At 41.5% G+C, this 20,116-nt stretch carries 17 protein-coding genes; 8 read left to right on the top strand and 9 right to left on the bottom strand.

What is annotated here, in order from left to right; all coding sequences use genetic code 11:
- Positions 1–58 precede the first annotated feature (58 nt).
- Both C900_RS07325 and C900_RS07320 read right to left on the bottom strand, forming a co-directional pair.
- Complete coding sequence (locus tag C900_RS07325; protein ID WP_040496024.1) at positions 59–424, bottom strand: hypothetical protein; 366 nt, start codon at positions 422–424, stop codon at positions 59–61.
- 62 nt (positions 425–486) lie between these two features.
- Positions 487–1,395 (bottom strand): alpha/beta fold hydrolase, encoded by a 909-nt coding sequence (locus tag C900_RS07320; RefSeq protein WP_157493932.1) that lies wholly within the window; start codon positions 1,393–1,395, stop codon positions 487–489.
- A 61-nt stretch (positions 1,396–1,456) separates the two neighbouring features.
- Between C900_RS07320 and C900_RS07315 the strand changes: the two genes are divergently transcribed.
- The 7 genes from C900_RS07315 to C900_RS07285 all read left to right on the top strand — a co-directional run bounded on the left by C900_RS07315 (position 1,457) and on the right by C900_RS07285 (position 10,433).
- Complete coding sequence (locus C900_RS07315) at positions 1,457–1,999, top strand: RNA polymerase sigma factor (RefSeq protein ID WP_009579076.1); 543 nt, start codon at positions 1,457–1,459, stop codon at positions 1,997–1,999.
- Between the two features lie 5 nt (positions 2,000–2,004).
- Positions 2,005–2,373 (top strand): hypothetical protein, encoded by a 369-nt coding sequence (locus C900_RS07310; protein WP_009579075.1) that lies wholly within the window; start codon positions 2,005–2,007, stop codon positions 2,371–2,373.
- A 125-nt stretch (positions 2,374–2,498) separates the two neighbouring features.
- Complete coding sequence (locus C900_RS07305; protein WP_009579074.1) at positions 2,499–3,128, top strand: TetR/AcrR family transcriptional regulator; 630 nt, start codon at positions 2,499–2,501, stop codon at positions 3,126–3,128.
- Positions 3,128–4,477 carry a TolC family protein gene (locus C900_RS07300; protein ID WP_009579073.1) on the top strand — a complete coding sequence of 450 codons (1,350 nt, stop codon included), beginning with the start codon at positions 3,128–3,130 and terminating at the stop codon, positions 4,475–4,477. Before C900_RS07305 ends, C900_RS07300 begins: the two co-directional genes overlap by 1 nt.
- A gap of 26 nt (positions 4,478–4,503) precedes the next feature.
- On the top strand, positions 4,504–5,670 hold the full coding sequence (locus C900_RS07295; protein WP_009579072.1) for an efflux RND transporter periplasmic adaptor subunit: 1,167 nt from the start codon (positions 4,504–4,506) through the stop codon (positions 5,668–5,670).
- A 24-nt stretch (positions 5,671–5,694) separates the two neighbouring features.
- The gene (locus C900_RS07290) at positions 5,695–9,120 is read left to right on the top strand and encodes an efflux RND transporter permease subunit (RefSeq protein ID WP_009579071.1); all 3,426 of its coding nucleotides are present in this window, start codon (positions 5,695–5,697) and stop codon (positions 9,118–9,120) included.
- A 65-nt stretch (positions 9,121–9,185) separates the two neighbouring features.
- Positions 9,186–10,433 (top strand): metallophosphoesterase, encoded by a 1,248-nt coding sequence (locus tag C900_RS07285; protein WP_009579070.1) that lies wholly within the window; start codon positions 9,186–9,188, stop codon positions 10,431–10,433.
- A gap of 204 nt (positions 10,434–10,637) precedes the next feature.
- Here the strand turns inward: C900_RS07285 and C900_RS07280 are convergent, their stop codons facing one another.
- Both C900_RS07280 and C900_RS07275 read right to left on the bottom strand, forming a co-directional pair.
- Complete coding sequence (locus C900_RS07280; RefSeq protein ID WP_009579069.1) at positions 10,638–11,081, bottom strand: hypothetical protein; 444 nt, start codon at positions 11,079–11,081, stop codon at positions 10,638–10,640.
- Between the two features lie 235 nt (positions 11,082–11,316).
- Entirely contained in the window at positions 11,317–12,579 is a 1,263-nt protein-coding gene (locus tag C900_RS07275; RefSeq protein WP_009579068.1) for a cystathionine gamma-synthase family protein, read from the bottom strand.
- A 137-nt stretch (positions 12,580–12,716) separates the two neighbouring features.
- Between C900_RS07275 and C900_RS07270 the strand changes: the two genes are divergently transcribed.
- Positions 12,717–13,193, top strand: a complete 477-nt coding sequence (locus C900_RS07270) for an Lrp/AsnC family transcriptional regulator (RefSeq protein ID WP_009579067.1) — start codon at positions 12,717–12,719, stop codon at positions 13,191–13,193.
- A gap of 68 nt (positions 13,194–13,261) precedes the next feature.
- Here the strand turns inward: C900_RS07270 and C900_RS07265 are convergent, their stop codons facing one another.
- The 5 genes from C900_RS07265 to C900_RS07245 form a co-directional block, all read right to left on the bottom strand.
- Entirely contained in the window at positions 13,262–13,639 is a 378-nt protein-coding gene (locus C900_RS07265; RefSeq protein ID WP_009579066.1) for a DUF3127 domain-containing protein, read from the bottom strand.
- Positions 13,640–14,040: 401 nt separating this feature from the next.
- Positions 14,041–16,113: a ComEA family DNA-binding protein gene (locus C900_RS07260; RefSeq protein ID WP_009579065.1), complete on the bottom strand. Its 2,073-nt coding sequence runs from the start codon at positions 16,111–16,113 to the stop codon at positions 14,041–14,043.
- The gene (locus C900_RS07255) at positions 16,110–16,949 is read right to left on the bottom strand and encodes a PorV/PorQ family protein (RefSeq protein ID WP_157493931.1); all 840 of its coding nucleotides are present in this window, start codon (positions 16,947–16,949) and stop codon (positions 16,110–16,112) included. Before C900_RS07255 ends, C900_RS07260 begins: the two co-directional genes overlap by 4 nt.
- Before the next feature lie 336 nt (positions 16,950–17,285).
- Positions 17,286–18,731, bottom strand: a complete 1,446-nt coding sequence (locus C900_RS07250; protein ID WP_009579062.1) for a POTRA domain-containing protein — start codon at positions 18,729–18,731, stop codon at positions 17,286–17,288.
- A 128-nt stretch (positions 18,732–18,859) separates the two neighbouring features.
- Positions 18,860–20,044: a prolipoprotein diacylglyceryl transferase gene (locus C900_RS07245; protein ID WP_040496023.1), complete on the bottom strand. Its 1,185-nt coding sequence runs from the start codon at positions 20,042–20,044 to the stop codon at positions 18,860–18,862.
- Positions 20,045–20,116 lie beyond the last annotated feature (72 nt).

Raw genomic sequence — 20,116 nt, 5'->3', positions numbered from 1 at the left:
TAGCTATTGGGGAGGCATGTAGATATGTGCAACCGATGAGTATGCTAAGATCATATCCTCAAAAATACTTCTTATAATTATCCTCGTCCTGCCAAAACTCCCGGCATTTCCTAATATGCTCCTCGGTAAAGCTTTCATCATTCTTCAAATCCTTCCAGTCACCGTACCCCAACTGCTCACATAGTTTGTAGAACCTATCACCTTGCCCGTTTTTCTTGCTTTGCACCAGTACACTTAAAAGTGGTCTGCCAGCCTGATGTTCTTCTGTTGATACCTCATCCAGTATGGTGCCTAAAAGCTGTTTTTCATGTTTAATATCCAGGTTCAGACCAAGATCGGTGGTGTTGATAAGCCTGCGATAGGAAATGGGCGATTCGTCCATTCTTGCAAGCTGGATAAGTTTGTTTCTTACTCTGGTATTCAAAATTTATTAAACATTTTGAGGTTAACTGAACGTACCTCAATATTAATAAAAATATGAAAATATCAAGCTTTATTTCTGGTGATATGTCGCGCAGTATTTTCAATTAATTGGTTATGACCGCTTTTGATCACGTGTAACTTATAATCATTTAAATGTTTAAGAAGTTTTTGCATACCTTTTTCGGTGATGATCTTATCATATGTGCCCAGGTACATTGTTACCTCTATACCATGATCATTGATCAGCTTTCCCAGTTTATGCAATTTAAATTTCAACTCTTTGAAAACTACCCAGGCAAAATAAACTCTCCTTCTCTTTTTGGTTGTATTCATTTGGGTAGCGGCAAATTTAGAAATACCTTTTTCTAACCATCCCGTTTTGTTAATTGTGTTTAGAAGGTTAAAGAAACGATGAGGTTTCACTATCATACTCTTGAAATAGCCTTTAAAGGCAACGGGGTAGGTAGCCAGGCTATACCACATGCTTGTTTTTATACCGTCAGGTGCCAATAGTATAAGCTTTTCCGTCTTTTCAGGAAAAGATTCCAGGGTAGAAAGCGCAAATTTTCCACCAAGGCTAAACCCACATAATGAAAATGTGCTGATATTATGCTGCTCAATAAAGTAATTGATGAAGTCAGCCCAAAAATTCTTGGTCATAGCTTCGTCTTTATTATTCCAATAGCTACGGCCATGATAAAACAGGTCAAAGCAATATACCGTATATTCATTTGCCAAAACATCAGTCAATGGCCGGAAGTCCGAGCCTTTTTGGCCAAAGCCATGAAAGGCAAGCATAACCTTTGCCCCATACCCAAACTTGTAATAGTGGATGGTATGATCATGAAAATCTATATGGCCTGTCGATGTCACGGTTATGAAATAATGAGTTTGATATACAACTAACGTAAAACAAAATAGATTTTTGGCAGATGCCAAAAGAATATTTTCACTTTCTAAAAATATTTTCATCGGTCATCCGACTACAAGGAAGGCGATGACACACGAAGCAACTATATCATTAACTTTATCCATGGCAGAAAGGCAGGAAGAAACCATAAAGCGGGAAAAAGGACGACTTCTTAATTTTATCCGTACGCGGGTAAATAATACGGAAGATGCCGAGGATATATTGCAGGATGTGTTCTTCCAGTTTGTCGATGCTTATGATACTATTGGTTCGATCGAGAAGGCCACTGCATGGCTTTTCAGAGTGGCGCGTAATAAAATTGTTGATTCGTATCGCAAGCAGAAGGTGAGGTCCAATCAAATGTCTTTTGTTCAGGCAGCAGATGATGGCGAAGAACCATTGATGCTCAGTGATATACTTCCAGACCTGGGGCAGACTCCCGAAGACATGCATTTTCGCGACATCATTTGGGAGGCGGTGACTGCTGCTTTAGGCGAATTACCTGCAGACCAGCGTGATATCTTTATTCAGCATGAATTAGAGGATAGGAGCTTTAAAGAGCTGTCTGAGCAGTATAATATACCGGTAAATACACTGATTTCCAGAAAACGGTATGCTGTGCTGGCGCTACGAAAGAAGTTAGAGACACTTTATGACGAAATTTGAAGATAATGAGACATTTCAATACAAAAAGAATCGTGTTGTGCATTTTGGCGGCACTTGTGATGGTGGCCGTATTCGGTGCAGTGGTGATGGTAGTTTGGAATTGGCTGATACCAGATCTTTTTAACGGACCTCATATTAATTTCTGGCAGGCGCTCGGACTGTTTCTATTATTTAAGCTACTATTCGGTGGGTTCAGACCTCGCAGGGGAGGTCATTGTGGCCCGGGATGGCAGGCTGACTGGAAAGCCAAAATGGCTCACATGACCCCTGAGGAAAGAGAAAAGTTAAAGCAAAAATTCGCCTGCAAATGGCACCAACACGATCCTTCCGCAAATCATAATGAGGAAAAATCAGAGGTGAGTAGAGAAAAATAAAAAAAAGTTTGGCAGAAGTCAACTTTTTTCAGAGACACTCGTTCAAACCTTGGGAACTGAGGAAACTTTGAACATTCAAAAAGTTTCCATAGTTTTGTGGCTTCATAAAAACAAGGAATGAAAAAGTGGAAATAAAAGACAGAATAATAGCCGGGGCTGTGGAGCTATTTACAAGGTATGGGGTGCGAAGTGTGTCTATGGATGACATTGCCCGACAATTGTCGATTTCAAAAAAAACGATCTATCAGTACTTTAAAGATAAAGATGAGATAGTGACAATGGCAGTGCAGGCACACCTTAAGCGGGAGCGGAAGGAATACGATGAGATTTTTGAATGTTCACATGATGCAGTGGAAGAACTGTCAAAGGTTTGCACATGCATGCGCAAGGACTTTAAAGATATGAATCCATCGTTGTTGTTCGACCTGCAGAAATATCATCCTAACGCCTGGAATGTGTGGTTGCAGTTCAAAAATGAACATATCAAAAATCAGATCGTCAATAACCTGAAGCGTGGCATTAAGGAGGGGTATTTCAGAAAAGAAATAGACCCGGAATTTTTGGCTACTCTGAGGGTGGAGCAGGTGCAACTGGTATTTGATAAACAAATATTCCCTGCCGACAGGTTTGATCTGAAAGACACGCAAATGAAGCTCTTTGACCATTTCGTGCATGGTGTGGTGACAGAGAAGGGCAAAATGCTTTACATGAAATATTTAGAAAAGGAAAAAACTATCAATCAAAACAGTATCTAATGAAGTACGCAGTAAGCTTAATTCTAGTATTTACATTGTTTGTTGGCCAGATAAAAGCACAGGAGGATGCTGCCGGAGGCTACACTCTACAGGAATGTATTGATTATGCTTTGAAGAATAATCAAAACCTGATCAATAAGGCCTATGATAAGGAAATAGCAGAAACTCAGGTAGGAGAAACTTTAAGTAGAGGTTTGCCACAAGTAAATATTGAGGCAGGTGTTAACTATAATTTTGAACCCCAAAAATCTTTACTGCCTGCTCGTATGCTTGATCCTAATGCCCCGGAAGGACGCGAAGTGGAATTTTCCTTTCAGCAAAAGTATGACGGTAATGTTGGTTTGAAGCTAAGCCAACTGATTTTTGACGGATCTTTTTTCGTGGGGTTGGAAGCGGCTAAGACTTATAAAGAGCTTTCTACAAAGGAGTATATCAAAACAGAAATTGATGTGATTGAGGCTGTATCTAAGGCATATTATAATGCACTGGTTACAGAGGAAAGGTATGAATTGCTTCGTGCCAATCTGGCAAGGTTGGATACCCTGCTGAATGATACCAAAGTAATGTACGATAATGGCTTTGCTGAAAAAATTGATGTGAGCAGACTTAAGGTACAGCATAACAATTTGAAAGTTCAGGTTGATAATACTGCCAAGCTATTGGAATTGAGTGAAGACCTGCTTCAATTTCAAATGGGGATGCATGTTTCTGAAGAAATTACGCTGACAGACAAACTGGAAGAGGTTGCTTTCTCGGATCCCTCAATTGATGAAGACTTCAGCTATAACGAAAGAATTGAGTATTCCCAGCTTCAGACCAATATGGCGCTGGCTAACCTGGACTTAAAAAATAATAAGGTGCAGTATATCCCAACATTGTATGCAAATTTTAATTATGGTTATAATACACAGACCAGCCAGTCTGACCAACTGTTCAAATCGAACAGATGGCTTAACTATGGAACAACGGGCCTGTCTCTCAATATTCCTGTTTTTGATGGTTTGCTGAAGAGCAATCGTATACAGAAGAATAAGATCCAGATCAGGCAGATAGAGCAAACATTTGAGCAACTGGAAAATTCAATAGACCTGGAAATTAAGCAGGCAAAAGTGAATATGGTAAATGCGATGGAGCAAATGCGCGCCCAGAGGGAAAATATGGATTTGGCAGAGGAAATATATAATGTAACAAAAATAAAGTATCAGGAGGGTGTAGGCTCAAACCTTGAGGTAGTAGAAGCTGATACTGACTACAAAGAATCACAAACAAACTATTACAATGCGCTTTACGAGGCGCTTGTGGCTAAGGTAGAGCTTGATAAAGCTTACGGGCAGCTAAAAAATAAGTAAATCACTAACTTGAAAATATAGGTATAATGAGAAATAAAGTTATCTACGCCATCGCCTTTATCACGATTTTAGCTTCGTGTGGCGAGAAAAACGAGCTCGAATCGAAAAAGGAAAAGCTCTCGCAATACAAAAAGGAGGTAAAGGAACTCCAGTCCAAAATTGAGGACCTGAAGAAGGAGATCGCAAAGGAAGACACCGCCTATCAGAATCAGGTAGCTAGAAATGCAGTTTTGGTAAATACCAAGCCTGCTGAGGTAAGGGAGTTTAAGCATAAGATCGATATCAGAGGTAGTGTCGAATCCAAAAGGAATGTGATGCTTTCTTCTGAAACAGGAGGTAAGATACAATCTATAAGAGTTACAGAAGGTCAGGCAGTACAGGCAGGGCAGACATTGGCTACTCTGGATGCGAGTATTATAAGGAACAATATTGAAGAACTAAAAACTTCACTGGAGCTGGCAGAAGCTGTCTATAAGAGGCAAGCTAATCTATGGGAGAAAAATATTGGCACCGAGATCCAGTATTTAGAGGCTAAGAATAAAAAAGAGGCACTCGAAAGAAGCCTGGCCACTGCTTACTCTCAGTTGGATCAGTCCGTGATAAAAGCTCCGTTTTCAGGCACTGTGGATAAGATCCCCGCTCGTGAGGGGGAATTGGCTCAGCCAGGTATGCCTCTTATCAGGTTGGTAAACCCAGGCTCACTCTATATAGACGCTGATGTTTCTGAGCGATATGTCGGAGATTTCAAAACAGGTGATTTGGTTGAACTTTATTTCCCTGTACAGGATAAAACTGTGACCTCTAAGGTTTCCTCTGTTGGTCAGGTGGTAAATCCCGACAACCGAACCTTTTCTGTGGAAGTACAACTGCCTAAGCTGGACTTCCCAGTGAAGCCCAATCAGGTTGTAATACTCCGCCTGGTAGACTATACGGTGGAGGACGCTATCGTGGTGCCTTCAGAGGTGATCTTGTCGGACAAAGACGGTAAATTTTTATACACTGCTACCAAAAAAGACGGTACTACGGTGGCAAGAAAGACCAGGGTGGAGATAGGTGAGAGCCAGGATGGTATGACTGAAATAAAACAAGGGTTGAACAACAGCGATCTGGTGGTAACTGCCGGCTATCGCAACCTGAGCGATGGCGTGCTTATTAAGCCGGTGGAAAGAACTACTGAAACTGCCCATTTATAAAAACAAATTTAACCAGACTTGAGGATGTCAGATAACAACAACATAAACAAGGCAAACGAAAACCCAGAGAACGAAAAGCATAACGATAAGGCCTTCGGCCTCACCACGTTTTCGCTAAAGAATAGAAATACTGTTTTCTTTCTGTTATTCTTAATTGTGGTGATGGGGATCAGTTCGTATATCAATTTGCCAAAGGATAGTTATCCTGAGGTGGAGCAGCCTATGGTATACGTGGGCACTTCATACCCGGGTAATTCACCTGTGGATATTGAAAACCTCATTACCAGGCCTTTGGAAAAAGAGATTAACGATATTTCGGAAATTGATAATATAAAATCTACATCCGTGCAGGATTATTCAACGATCATCGTAGAATTCCAACCTGACATGGAGATAGAGGAGGCTCTTCGAAAAGTGAAGGACGCTGTAGACAAAGCAAAAGCAGAATTGCCCTCAGACCTGGACAAGGATCCGAATGTTTTTGAAATGGATTTTTCTGAGATGCCAATCATGAACATTAACCTGTCGGGGAACTACAGTCTGGAGGAGTTGGAGAATATTGCTGAGGACCTGCAGGATGAACTGGAAAAGATCAGGGAAATATCATCAGTGGAAATACGAGGTGTAGATGATAAAGAGGTGAAGATAATGGCTAATCCATATCTTATGGAAGCCAGGAAGGTCAGCTTTGAAGATATTGAAAATGCCATCCGCGCAGAGAATATTACCTTTTCAGGGGGCAACATCAAAGAAGGAGATGTGAGGAGAACCATTCGTGTGGTAGGTGAATTTAAAGACCCTCAGGATATGCTTGATGTAGTGGTGAAATACGAAAACAATAGTATAGTATATCTTGGAGATATTGCCACTATCGATTTTGGGTACAAAGAAAGACAAAGCTATGCGAGATTGGCCATGAAGCCGGTGGTGTCGGTCGATGTAATTAAGGGCAGCGGTGAAAACCTGCTTATAGCTACAGAAAAGATCAATAAGGTGTTGGAGCAGATGAAAGAGCGTTTTCCTCCGGGACTTGAAATAGCCATTACTAATGATCAGAGCCAAATGACCAGAGATCTGGTGAACAGCCTTGAAAATAACATCATATCCGGTGTAATTCTGGTGGTGCTCGTACTACTGTTCTTTCTGGGTACACGCAACGCATTATTCGTGGGTATTGCCATACCGGTGTCTATGTTCATCAGCTTTATGATACTCAGTGCGCTGGGAATAACTATCAATATGATGATCCTGTTTTCGCTGATTCTGGCGCTGGGTATGTTAGTGGATAACGGTATTGTGATCGTGGAGAACGTATACCGTCTGATGGAGCAGGGATATGACCGTTGGGAGGCTACAAAGTTAGGTGTTGGAGAGGTAGCATGGCCTATCATCACATCAACAGCCACCACCTTGGCGGCATTTTTACCTCTTGCACTATGGCCGGGATTGATGGGCGAGTTTATGAAATATTTACCCATAGGTGTGATCATCACCCTTGCATCTTCCCTGTTCGTGGCGCTCGTGATCAACCCAGTGCTTATTTCTGCCTTTATGCGCATAGAAAATAAGGAGCATGTGGATCACAGAAAAATTCTAAGGAACGCTGGACTATTTGTGATTGTTGGTATACTATTTATTTTTATGGGCTGGATTGCTTTTGGTAACCTGTCGGTGTTCTTTGGGTTGCTCATCTTATTAAATGTGTACGTGCTGATGCCTGCAAGCCGCAAGTTCCAAAGGTCATTTCTTCCATGGCTGGAGGATATATATTCCAGGACATTGACTTTTGCCTTACACGGGTACAGGCCCTGGTTGTTCTTTTGGGGCACGATACTGTTGCTGTTCCTTTCTATATTCTTAAATACAGTCAGGCCTCCGAAAGTGCTGTTCTTTCCGGAGAATATGCCGAAGTATGTGAATGTCTTTATCGAATTTCCTATTGGTACTGATATTGAAAAGACCAATGAATTTTCAATGCAGATCGAGCAAAAAGTGCTCCAGGTGATAGAACCTTACAATGAGATAGTAGAATCGATGATTGCAAAAGTAGGACAGGATACTGCCGATCCGAATGACCCGTCTTCTTTCGGACAGACTGATACGCCTAACAAAGCGCGTATTACTGTAAATTTCGTAGAATTCAAAGATCGCAACGGTATCAATACTACTGAGGTAATGGAAAAGATCAGAAGTGCCATCAAGGGATATCCTGGTGTATCGATATCGGTTGATAAAGACGCTGCGGGGCCCCCTGTGGGTAAGCCGGTCAGTGTTGAAGTTTCCGGTGAAGATTTAGCTACGCTGATTGATCTTGTAGATAGGATGAGAAATTACATCAATGAGGCGGGCATTGCCGGTATCGAAAACTTGCAAACTGATCTTGAGACAGGCAAGCCTGAGCTACTGGTCAATATTGACAGAGAAAAAGCCAGGAGGTTTGGTCTTTCTACCAATATGATCGCAAGTGAAATAAGGACCTCACTTTTTGGGAAGGAAATATCCAAATTTAAGCAGGGAGAAGATGACTACGAAATACAACTGAGGCTTCAGGATGAGTACAGGTATGATCTGGAAGCTTTGAGAAATAAGCAGGTTACCTTCCGAAATCAGGTAACCGGTAAAATGATCCAGATCCCTGTGTCCGCAGTTGCAGATGTTGAATATAGCACTACCTTTGGTTCTGTGAAAAGGAAGGACCTGGACAGGGTAATAACATTGTACTCCAACGTAATAGGAGGGTACAACCCCACTGCCATAAATGAGGATATTAAGGAATTACTTCAGGATTTTGAAATGCCGGTAGGTTACAGCTACAAGTTTGGAGGGGAGCAGGAGAAGCAGGCTGAGGAAATGGCTTTCCTGCAGCAGGCTTTGATCCTGGCAATCTTTATTATATTTCTGATCATTGTGGCTCAGTTTAACAAAATTACCACACCGTTTATCATCATGTCTTCGGTGGTGTTAAGTACAGTAGGTGTTATCCTGGGACTCTTTGTCTTCAATATGGAGTTTGTGGTTATCATGACGATGATCGGTATTATTTCGCTGGCAGGAGTTGTGGTAAATAATGCCATAGTACTGATCGATTTCATTGAGTTGATCAGGGGTAGAAAGCAGGCTCAATTTGGTGTGGAGAAGTTGGACTTTAAACATGTTAATGAAGCGATAGCCGAAGCCGGAAAAACCAGGCTCAGACCAGTGTTGCTAACAGCAATCACTACCATTCTTGGCCTGATTCCACTAGCTGTTGGGATTAACTTCGACTTTATAAAGTTTTTCTCCAGCTACGATTCAGACTTTTATCTTGGAGGAGACAACGTTGTGTTCTGGGGACCTATGTCCTGGACAATCATTTTCGGTCTTACGTTTGCCACATTCCTGACACTTGTAATTGTGCCGATCATGTATCAATTCTTTGCTAAGATCAATAGGAAATTAGGAGTAAGTTGATTGGGATTTTTTTCTCATGTAATTCCCCGGAACGTTTATGACGTTTCCGGGGTTTTTAGACTGGTATGAATAAAATATTAGTGATTTTGGCACTGCTCGCAGTGTTGGTATTTGTAGATTGGTATGTGTATCAGGGCATTGGTCTTCTCACTAAGGGTAGCTCTGCCGTTTTACGCAACAGCGTAAAGTATACCTATTGGGGAATAACAGCTATTACCTTTGGTGTTATTCTTCTTTACAATTTCGGTGACCCGGAGTGGTTCAGAGGACAGTCCAGAAGCCTTATTTTCACAGGCATTTTTATTAATTATTTCTCAAAAGTCTTTGCCATACTCTTTCTTTTTGCCGATGACCTGATCCGACTTGGAAAATGGATCGCATCTTTATTTCAAAATCCACAGCCGTCCTCCGAGGTAGGTAAGGGGATTTCAAGATCAGATTTTTTAGTGAAAACTGCTATTATAGCCGGTACAGTGCCTTTGCTGTCGATGAGTTGGGGTATTATTTCCGGGGCTCACGATTATCGAATAAGAAGAAAGACGATTTACTTACCAAATTTACCTAAGGCATTTGATGGCATTCAGATAGGCCAACTCTCCGACATCCATTCAGGCAGTTTTTTTAATAAGACTGCTGTAAAAGGCGGAGTGGAGATGCTGATGAAGGAAAAGCCTGATGTAGTGTTTTTTACCGGAGATCTCGTGAACAATGAGACGGAAGAGGTGAAGGAGTATATTGATATCTTTAAGAAAGTCAATGCTCCGCTTGGAGTTTACTCCACGACCGGTAATCATGATTATGGCGAATATCGCTCATGGCCATCTGTACAGGCCAAAAATCAAAATTTTGTGGACCTGAAGGAGGCTCACAGGTTAATGGGATACGATCTGCTGATGAACGAAAACAGAATGTTAAAAGTGGATGGAGAGCAAATAGCAGTGCTGGGAATAGAAAACTGGGGTACCGGAAGGTTTCCTAAATACGGTAAGATGGACGAAGCATATAAGGGTACTGAAGAAGCCCCGGTTAAGCTTCTGTTGTCGCATGACCCGAGCCACTGGGATGCCCAGGTGAGGCCAAACTACCCGGATATTGATCTGATGTTTGCCGGGCATACACACGGCTTCCAGTTCGGTATTGAGATCGGTGATTTCAAATGGAGCCCTTCGCAATATGCATACAAGCAATGGGCTGGTATGTACACTGAAGGAAAGCAACATCTGTACGTAAACAGAGGCTTTGGCTATATAGGTTACCCCGGCAGAATAGGCATGCCTCCCGAAATAACATTGATAACATTAAAAAAAGCGTAGTAAACAGGCTATGTTTTTTTCTTACCCATGGTACGTGTCCACACGTACCACTCACCTTCCCATGGTACGTGTCCTCACGTACCACCCATTGCTACCCCTTCCCGTGGTACGTGTCCTCACGTACCACCTACCACCCATTGCTACCTAACCCACGTACTCCTTCCCATGGTACGTGCCCCCAAGTACCATTAAGTAATATTGACATTACTCCTTCATCCAATCATCCGAAGAAGATACACCCAACTTGCCATTCTTATACTCCATAATGAAATCCAACATCACCCGCTTGCGACATCCCTGAAAAGAAGTCGGGCTGGTACTTTCCATAAGAATTGGATAAGAGCGTCCGTATTCCCTCTCGAAACTCACAATTTTATTATTGTCATCCAGCAGGAATCCCCATTCGATTTCAATAATGCCTTTTTTACAGCCGTCAGGGGCAAAGCCAAAAACATCGTAGTTATAAGTGCCAGTTCCATCCGCTTTGAGGGTGAGATATCCTTTTTTATTACCCGAATAAGTACCATAAAATGTTTGTGGCACATCAAATGTGGTTTTAACAGCCTGGCCATTGTACTCTATGGTTCTGTTTTTTTCGTTGACCCCTGAAAAAAATAACAGGCAGGTGATGAACAATACTATTTTCATAATTTTCTAAAAAGCTTTTGAAGTGATACTTCTTTAAATCGTCAGGTAACTATAAACGAATAAAAATTTAAGATAGAAGTACAACCCAAACATTCAAAGCTTTTGGAAAAATTAAAATCAGGTGTGTAAGGAAGGTAATGTTTTGTGCAGGAAAATGAGCCCATTATTACAGTTTAAATTTATCCCCGGTCTGATTATAGGCCGGGGATAAATTCAGTGGGAGTAGGTAAGACACTTAGCGGACTACCAAAGCATCTACCTGCTCCAATGCCTGTTCGATATCCCAGATGATGTCTTTATAGTTTTCCACGCCAACGGACAGACGTATCATTTTGTCTGTAATAGACATTCTCTCACGAAGTTCAGGCTCTACATCTGAGTGGGTCATGCTGGCGGGGTGTTCCGCAAGGCTTTCCGTACTGCCCAGGCTTACTGCCAGCTTGATCAGCTTCATACTATTCAGAAATTTAAAAGCTTCCTTTTCTCCTCCTTTTATGTCAAAAGAAACCATGGCGCCATCACTTTTGCATTGCTTTTTGTAGATGTCGTATTGCCTGCCATGTTCAGGGCCGAGATTACCGAGATAATACACCTTTTCCACCAGGGGATGGTTGTTTAAGAAGTCAGCTACCTTGGCAGCGTTAAATGCCTGTTGTTCCATGCGAACTTTTAAAGTCTCCAGGCTTCGCATCAATAGCCACCCTGTCCAGGGGCCAGCCATGCAGCCGAGAAAAGTGCGAAGCACCTTTACCCTTCCTATCAGTTCTTTTGACCCCAGGCATGCACCCGCAATAACATCACTATGTCCCCCAATATATTTAGTTGCGGAATAAAGTACTAAGTCAGCACCATGTTCCAACGGATGCTGCCATATGGGACCCATGTATGTATTATCTACTCCAATATAGATCTCTTTTCCATTTTCACGGCATTCATCGGCTATTTCTCTAAACATACCAATGTCAACCAGGGCGTTTGTAGGATTGGCCGGAGTCTCCAGGTAAATAAAGGCCAGATTGTCTCCGTATTTATGTTGTTTTAGTTGTTTCAATACTTCTTCTTTGGTGTCATAAGGGGTGATACCCAATGTGTGGATACCATAAGAGGGCAGTATTTTCGAGATAAAGTGATCCGTACCACCATAAACAGGAGTTGTATACAAGATCAGGTCTTCCGGTTTCAGGAATTCCAGCAATGTAGTACTAATGGCAGACATGCCGCTTTCAAAAACTGCGGCATCTTCGGCTTTATCCCAAAGTGTTAACCGGTCTTCCAGTATTTCCAGATCGGGATTGTTTAATCGGCTGTAGATCAACCCCAGTTCTTCGTCCGGCTGTTTCTCTTTCAGTCCATAGGCTACCTCAAAGAAATGCTTTCCTTCCTCCGCACTTTTGAAAACAAATGTGGAGGTTTGGAATATCGGACATTTTATAGCGCCTACTGATAGCTCGGGTTTGTAACCGTATGACATCATCAGGCTTTCAGGTGAGAGTTTCATTACTTTAATTGTTTTGTTTAGCGTTTTATCGATATTAGTTATTTGTTCTATTAATATCCATATCTATAGAAAATTTTACTATTTTTAATGTTAATGCATTGTTTTTTGTCTAAATTGTGTCTTAACAACATGTCGTTATGGAACATTTATCTTTTTTAAAACTGGATAAGATCGACTTTAAGCTCCTGAACCTGCTACAGCATGATGCCAAGATGAAACATAAGGAGCTGGCAGCAGAGCTTGGGCTAACGGTCACCCCTGTATATGAGCGTATTAAAAGACTTGAAAAAACCGGAATAATCAGGAAGTACGTGACCCTGTTGGACAACAATAAAGTAGAGCGGGAGCTGATTGCCATTTGTATGGTAAAGCTGGAGAAACATACGCTTGATAACCTGAAGTTGTTTGAAGAGCAGACAGTAAAGATCCCGGAAGTGCTGGAGTGCTACCACCTGGCCGGGGAGTATGATTATATGCTAAAGGTAGTGGTGAAAGATATGAATGCCTACCAGGAGTTTGCCGTGAAGAAGCTTTCGGTGATCAAGAATATTGCTACGGTGCAGAGTTCTTTTGCCATGTCTGTGCTGAAGGATACTACGGCTTTGGTGTTGTAATTGAGAAAATTAAAAAAATGGTTCGTGGGGACACGAACCATTGTAGTTAGTTAGTCGGTGTGCCAGATTTAAAAAGGCAGATCATCATCGCCTTCGCTGACCCATCCTGGTTCTTCCATTTGATCCATACCATTATCTGTTGAAGGTGGTGGTGCAGATTGGGCATTGCCGGCTCCTTCAATTTTCCAGGCCTGGAGCGAGTTGAAATATTTTACTTCGCCTTTGGGGTCGGTCCATTTTCTTCCCTTCAGGTTAAAGTATACATCCACTTCGTCATTTGCCTTATAACTATCTAAAACAGAACATTTATCCTGGATCAATTCAAACTTTAAATACTCAGGATATTGAGGGTTTTCTGCATACTCCAGTACAAATTCTCTTTTCTTAAAACTGTTTGACACCTGCTGCGTGTCTGAAATTTCTAATATTTTACCCTTAACGTTCATTGTTCAATTTTTTGTAATACTAATTTAAATAATGGTTGTAAGAAAACTCTAAGTGGCTTTAAGAAAACGTTCAGGTCAAGGCTTGTGAAGTGCCAAAAAGCGGAGTGTACTGGGGTACGTAAGCATTTTTGGAACGAGCTAGCGCAGACATTGGCGTTTTCTTAGAGACACTAAATAGCAAAGGTAACAGAGTGTTCCAAGTTTATATAATTCTAGCGCCTTTTTCTGAATATGGCAGTGAAAATAACTACAAACAAAATGGCACCCACTACAATGGCCAATAATACCGAGGAGTCGATCATATCTACTGCATGCATATCTATCGTTCTTTAGCTTAATATTTACTTTTGTTATTTTACAAACACTACTTCACTATACAAATAGTCTGTGAGAAAAATTCTTTAGAACCTGATCCTGGCTTGGAGCTTTACGTCTGTTTTAACACTTCCGGCAATTTCCTCAAGGCCTGTGCCTATGGTTTCTCTATCCCTGTAGTGTGTTCTGGCGTATTTAGCCCATACATCTATGTGAGCAGTTACTCTATACTGCAGTAAGAGGTATTGTCGAGTTCCTCTTCCGGAATAAGGTGGTAGTGAAAATGCATATAACACATCTCGCTCATAAGCATACTGTTTGTTTTCATAATTATCAGTGTCAAAAAGTGCAAAACGAGTGCTTATCCTCAACCTTTTCAGGTCCAGGTTAAGATCCTGAAGGATAAGGAATCCATGTGTTCTTTGCTCAAGGAAATCATAACTGCTCCACTGTACCCTTGATTGTAATGATATTTTTTTATCGGCCAGAAGCCTCAGGTTCGCAAGATAGCTACGTTTAAGACCATTGAATGGGGTCCTCACTTGTAACTGATCCTCACTGGCCGGGTTGATCCCTTTCGATTCACCACGATATTGGGCGTAAAGCAAAACAGATCGTTTGGGAGTATAATTTGCTCTCATTAAGTACTCATAACCCGCTGATGGCGCATCTACGCGATATTTAAGCCACGGAAACTTGAACTGATCAAAGTATGCTGTAAAGGAGTATTTCCTTGATGGCTTATATTTTATTCCCCAATACCAGCCCATTTCGTTTTGGTTTTGCCCTGCAGACTCGGCAAATGCAGCTCCATGCAAGCTATGAAAATCTCTGTCGTAGCTGCGAATGAGTACAGCAGCTTCCAGTTTTGGAGTCAGACTGGATACAAATCCTGTAACAGCACCAATGCCACCACTTTTTGATCTTGCCATTTCTCCAAAAAAGCTAAAATTTCTCCACCCATAGCTGTAGAACAGTCCTGTATTATAATTTTCCGTTCCGGCAAACCTGAAGCGGTTGTAGGGTTTGTCGGGACGTATCAGGGGCCGGCTCAGGTGGTCACCAATAAGGGTGGCGCCTATCTGAAGGTTACCTGACTCATTGGTATATAGGAAAATTCCGCCAAAGCTTTGCTGCACAATTTGATCTTTGTCGGCCAATTCTGTTTCTGTACGATGATAACCCGTTGTATGTATGGATGATATGAAATCAGCTCCGGACACGGCTGTGTCAGATTGAAGGCGGGCATCTTCCCGCAGCCTTGAGTAATAAGAGGTAACCTGAAACCTGCTGTTCAATGCGACTGTTGCAGCCGCTCCCCTAAAGAAACCGCCTTCTACAACGGATGAATAGGGACGAATACCTGTATTTGCACGCCTGAGGGTAGTAATGGTTTCAGCTCCTTTACCTACGTTGAAGCCTGCTGCTAAAAGAAGGCTTTGACCCGACTGAATTTGATAGTCGCCAATTACCAGGTTTTTTAACTCACCTTTATTTTTCAACTGAAAGTGGAAACTATAGAAGTCAGCGCCATAAGTATGGCTATTCTTATCATAAGTTAGCCTTTCTCCCGCATCCTTTTCAGCAGTTATTCCAATACTAAAGTCATTGATGTGGCTTGTTCTGAACCTTGTGTACAGTTTGTCCGGGTTTCCTTTATAGTAACTCCGGTCTTCATGTTTTTGATAACCCTTTTTATCCTCAAGTGTACGTTCGTAGCGCAGTAGTAAATAGTTGTTCGGCTCTTGCCATATTCTTTTAAGTAATGGACGGTTATGGGTATTTATACCACTTTCTGCCACACGCACAAATGGAGTAAGTTTATAAATAGTGCTGAGATCAAAGGTGGGAATGGCTTGAAGTTCATAGAGTGATAATAATTTGCCGTATTGTTGTCTGTAGTTCATGAAACTGTTGACCTGCTGATCGGATAAAATATAGAGCGCTTTCAGCTCTTCTGCCGAAACCGAATTTAGATCTATGGGTGAAGAGTAATACAATAGCAGCGATTCATACAATTCTTCATAGTTAAGATCCGTGTCCTGAATGGCATAAATATCATCTACAAGGTCCTGAAGATGTGTATAGTCCGCAGTGCGCTGACCATGTAGGCTGATGTGAAGGAGAAGGCACAAGGAGAGTATGATCGTGAATTTCATTCTGTTCTTTTTAGCCGATACGCTATAGCTGCCTGGTGGCTGAGGCCAAGTACCGGGTGCATTGAGAGGGAGTAATCAATTTCTACTTTGCTCAATTTAAACCCAAGACCAAAATAGTTGGTGAAAGGAGCGGTTTTTATGCCTGTGCGTGCCGCTAGCTTTTTTAAGAATTGATATTCCAATCCCGCTCTGAAAAAGGCCTTATGGTCTATATCTTTTTCTGCTTCTGCACATAGCATCACTTTTTCTATTGGTCGGTATGAAAGACCCGCATTGAGGGTGGTGGCTACCCGTTCATCGGCCAGTTCGGATACTTGCGCCTGATTAATGTTTCTGATGTATGCTCCGAAAAATAGTTGGTTGGTGATCTCCGCAATACCTCCGAAATCAATGGTCAATAAGCTTTTGCTTCCAAATCCTTCAATATTATATTGTAAATAATTAGCTCTGAATCCCAAGCTCGCTATTCCGAATCTGTTTCCGAAGGAAAGCGAGCCGGCTTGTTCGTTGTAAAGGTCGTCACCAAATCGAAAAGCTGAGACGCCAACAGTTCCAATGGAAAATGAGTTGACCACCCCGGCTGCCATACTATTTAATCCGGTTATGTTAAATTTGTTTTCAAAGGCAAAGACAGCAGTAGCATCGTTGATACTGCCCAGTCCACCCGGGTTATTAAATATTGACCAACTGTCTTCAGTGGTAGTGGATGCATAGCCCATGCCTGCAGCCCGGGCACCAATCTGTTGTAAGCCGTTTTGAGAAAAGCAATGAATGGTAATTGCGGAGAGAATTGTGATAAAGAAGTATTTCAACAGTAGATTTGATCTAAAAGTCAATGAAGTAGGCAATTTATAAAAAGAATTAAATGAAACATAATAAAATGGTTTATTTTTTATCCTTAATCAAGATTACGATGCTATTGGTCTGCTTCGAGTCTCCAAGCAAACGTCAATGTACCGGCTCAAGCATGCGATATATTATAAAATGGCTGGCCGCATGGTGAGTGGAATGTTTACAATGAGACCGGCATGTCAGTTCAGGAAGGGTGGCATGAGCTCGGTAAGGAGGTAGGGGAAATTATATACCGATAAAGGGCGTTTGGAATATGCTGGGGGTTTTAAAGATGGGGAATGGGTGGAAAAGGAGAAAACAGGAAGTTGGCTATTGAGTTATTAAAACTCCTTCTTCAAATGAAGGAAGAACCCCGTTTCTTTTTCCCTGTTGATGGAATATTCCAGACGCAATACCGTGTCGTAATAAGTGACAATGTCCAGACCTGCGCCCGTCCCAAACAAAAATCTATCTGATAGTCTGATGTTTTCACCATAATTATCAAAATTCTGAGCATAACCTACATCAAAATAAGTTTTTAGGTATATAGCCAGCGGCATGTTCCTGAATTCTTCTATAGGCATTAAGCCCAGACGCATTTTAGTATCGAAAAGTCGTTTTTTAAATGTGGTACGATTAAGATAGAAGGTTTGCCCTTCCACCACATAAAGCTCATATCCCCGAATAAAATCTTTCCTATAGCCCAGTCCTCTGCGATTGGCATAAGGCTGTTCATCAGGCCCGCTAACATAAACCGATGTATAGTTGGCCAGGTAGAAGTTACGCTTTAAGTCCAGGTATCGTGCATGGTTAATACCTGCATCGAATTGATCAATATCTTCATATATGCCTAAGCCATACTTCCGCAGGAAGAAATTGGTTTTATGTCCGTGCAGAGGGTAAGAATTGATGTCTCTTTTATCGATGTCAACTTCATAGATAATGCTGAAAAAACGTTGTGTTGTTTGCCCATCCAAATAATATTCGGGGTTGGCAATGGCTACGGTGTCACTGATTTTGTTATCATGAAACCCCAACAATACGCTATGTGTGGTATAAAATGAATTTCTGAACTGGTAGCCCAACTGATAGACCCGCTGTAGTCTGAGCAGGCTTTCAGAGTCTAGAAAATTTCTCTTATGCTCCACCGTTTCGATGGCAATGTTTTTATTTTCTGCATATAAAAATCCAACTGATAATCCGTGTCTCTGAGCGCGATCGATATAAGGGATCTTGTAAGCAATATCAAATTGCTTCGTGTAGCCGAGTTGGATCTGTAGCCTCAGCGTTTCATTTCGTCCACGCATATTATTCCTGTACAGTCTGATGCCATAATTGACCCTGCTTAGGTCACGCCCCTGATTCTGCCACCAATCGTTGAAATTTCTATCTACGAGATCAAAAATGGGCGATGGGAAAGTATACCACCTTTCAGTTACCCTGACCACCACATCTACTTTACTTTCAGAAAGTTCCAAGGTAGTCACTTCTACTGTGTTGAACAGGCGGGTATTCAGGATCTTTCTCCTGTCAATTTTTAATATTTCCGAAAGGTCTTCTTCATAATAAAATTCACCGTTAGTAACACTCATTTCCCTAAGAATGATGTTTTCACGGGTTACTTTGTTGCCAATAATAAATATATTGTCTATTTGTATATATCGCCCCCTTACAGAGTCAATGACGGTAGACAAGACCGAATCGTTAGAGGAAGAGGCGTACAACTCTCCCGCTGTGGGTGAATAACCTTGAAATGTTAATAAAAATGAAAACAGGAATGCCAGCATTGTTTCTCCTACACCAATTTGTCAGCTTAGGGTATGGTCCCAATATAGGCCTAAAATAAAAAATAGTTATTTGATAAAACAGACCTTAGGCAAAATAACCATTTATGGTGTAAGAAAGTGCCACACATTTAACTGTTCTGCTCTTTTTCTTTATACCTGCCTTTTGATATGGCTCTGTAGAGGATCAATACACCGGCAATGATCAACGGGATACTCAGGATCTGCCCCATATTGTAGGTCATTTCATCTTCAAAGGCCACTTGATTCTCCTTAAAAAGTTCGTGTACAAAGCGCAAACCAAATAGCAGGATCAGAAATAAGCCAAGTAAAAGCCCCTGAGGTGTTTCATTCTTATACTTGAGCCATAGTAATAACAATAAAACAAAAATCAGGAACGATGTAGCCGCCTCATACAACTGAGTAGGATGCCTGGCAATGCCATATACTTTTACAATAGCGGTATAGCTGCCATCCGGGTTTTGAGAAAGCTTGTAGTCCAACTCCTGGTTTTCGGGGTGGTAAATATGGGCACTCACATAAGCGTAGTCTGTGATAACATTTTTAAACTTACCGGTCAGGTATTGAGTTATGCTCTGTTCATTTAGTATTTCAGGCTCATTCTTGAATTTTACTGCTAATTCAATGGGAACATAGCCTTGCTCTGAAAGGGCACGGCCTCCATCTTTTTTATAGTCTATTTCATCAATAGGGCTGGAGTAGCCGGCAAATGCTTCGGTGGCATTGTTTACAAAAACCACCCCATATTCTGACTGAGTAGGAATTCCGTATATCTCCGAATTCATGAAATTGCCCAATCGGATCAGACACCCGGCAAGCGCCACCACTATCACAATGCGATCTACAACCTGGAGATAACTCTGGTGCTCCCTCTTATGTTTTTTAAACGCAAACCGTTTCTTTGGCTTTGAAAATGGGTTTAGATTTATTTTTATATAATAATTAACATATACCCAAAGTGCGAAAAGAATTCCGAATGCTGCCCCATGGCTGGCTAATCCGCCTTCCCAGATCTTCAGAATGTCGATAGGGTTAGCAAGATATTTTTCAGGTTCATAAAAGAGCACGTGCCCCAACCGCGCCCCCAGTATGGTGGCTATAACCATATATATCGTCAATGTTTCTACATCACGCTCAGGCTTACCCTCTTTGCGGTAGATATAAAACATGATCTGTTGTGTGATAAGAAAGGCTAGAGCGAATAACAAACCGTAATAACGCACAGGACGATCGAGTATTGGAATGGTAAAAAACTCCGGATCAGTGTTCCAGATGATATAGCTTAAGATTGACATGCAACAAATATAACTATCTCGTTATAATTGGCAATTAAAGTTGGTGTTAAAGGAAGGTGTTTTGGAATGGAA

The organism is Fulvivirga imtechensis AK7 (assembly GCF_000331535.1).
In the GTDB taxonomy this organism is placed as follows: domain Bacteria; phylum Bacteroidota; class Bacteroidia; order Cytophagales; family Cyclobacteriaceae; genus Fulvivirga; species Fulvivirga imtechensis.
Note: the sequence above shows the minus strand (reverse complement) of the source record. Positions and strands in the feature narration are given on the sequence as shown.